1 protein-coding gene is annotated in these 1,070 nt (G+C 63.6%); it reads left to right on the forward strand.

Features of this window, described 5'->3' with window-relative positions:
- A partial coding sequence (gene tuf / locus FJ978_RS32625) for an elongation factor Tu (protein ID WP_140576947.1) occupies nucleotides 1-1,070 on the forward strand: 1,070 nt, incomplete at both ends.

Consider the following 1,070-nt stretch of genomic DNA (forward strand, 5'->3'; position numbering starts at 1 on the left):
ATGGCAAAAGGTAAATTCGAGCGCACTAAGCCTCATGTGAACATCGGCACGATCGGTCACGTCGATCATGGCAAGACGTCGCTGACGGCGGCGATCACGAAGTATTTTGGCGAATACAAGCGCTACGACCAGATCGATGCGGCTCCGGAAGAGAAGGCGCGCGGCATCACGATCTCGACGGCGCACGTCGAATACGAGACGGCCAACCGCCACTACGCCCACGTCGACTGCCCCGGCCACGCCGACTATGTGAAGAACATGATCACCGGTGCCGCGCAGATGGACGGCGCGATCCTGGTGGTGTCGGCCGCCGACGGCCCGATGCCGCAGACCCGCGAGCACATCCTCTTGGCCCGTCAGGTCGGCGTGCCGTCGATCGTGGTGTTCCTGAACAAGGTCGACCAGGTCGACGACGCCGAGCTTCTCGAACTGGTCGAGCTCGAGGTTCGCGAGCTTCTGTCGAAGAACGAGTTCCCCGGCGACGACATTCCGATCGTCAAGGGTTCGGCACTGGCCGCCCTTGAAGATTCGAACAAGACCATCGGCGAGGACGCGATCCGCGAGCTGATGGCTCAGGTCGACGCCTACATCCCGACCCCGGTTCGTCCGCTCGACAAGCCGTTCCTGATGCCGATCGAGGACGTGTTCTCGATCTCGGGCCGCGGCACGGTGGTGACCGGCCGCGTCGAGCGCGGCGTGGTCAAGGTCGGCGAGGAGCTGGAGATCATCGGCATCCGTCCGACGACCAAGACGACCTGCACGGGCGTGGAGATGTTCCGCAAGCTGCTCGACCAGGGCCAGGCTGGCGACAACATCGGCGCGCTCTTGCGCGGCGTTGACCGTGAAGGTGTCGAGCGCGGCCAGGTTCTGGCCAAGCCGGGCACGGTGAAGCCGCACAAGAAGTTCGTGGCCGAAGCCTACATCCTGACCAAGGACGAAGGTGGCCGTCACACGCCGTTCTTCACCAACTACCGTCCGCAGTTCTACTTCCGCACCACGGACGTGACCGGCATCGTGTCGCTGCCGGAAGGCACCGAGATGGTGATGCCCGGCGACAACATCACGGTCGA

It is taken from the genome of Mesorhizobium sp. B1-1-7, from assembly GCF_006442705.1.
In the GTDB taxonomy this organism is placed as follows: Bacteria; Pseudomonadota; Alphaproteobacteria; order Rhizobiales; family Rhizobiaceae; genus Mesorhizobium; species Mesorhizobium opportunistum.